The 301-nt window shown below is 40.2% G+C and carries 1 protein-coding gene; it reads left to right on the forward strand.

The window, feature by feature from the left end; translation table 11 throughout:
* Positions 1-36: 36 nt before the first annotated feature.
* The coding region (locus AOA60_RS32055) for a hypothetical protein (RefSeq protein WP_305887026.1) at positions 37-301 on the forward strand (265 nt) is incomplete at its 3' end.

Consider the following 301-nt stretch of genomic DNA (forward strand, 5'->3'; position numbering starts at 1 on the left):
CAATGGGGGCATGAGTTCCGAACAGACTATCTTAGATTGAAAGAAGTTCGCAGAGCATTTGGAATGCCTCCATGCCTAGCGCTGACAGCAACAGCTACACCTGAGGTAGAAGAGGATATTAAGATGGAATTAAATATGCGAGATCCTGTAGTACATCGTTTTTCTGTTAACCGTCAAAATATTAAATTGTTCGTTTCGAGAGGGGAAAGTCCTCAAGAAAAAGAACAGCTCTTTTTGGATATGCTTCAGTATATAACAACTCCAGCAATTATATATACACCAACACGCCAAAGTGCTGTAT

It is taken from the genome of Pseudomonas sp. 2822-17, from assembly GCF_002742485.1.
Classification (GTDB): domain Bacteria; phylum Pseudomonadota; class Gammaproteobacteria; order Pseudomonadales; family Pseudomonadaceae; genus Aquipseudomonas; species Aquipseudomonas cyclaminis.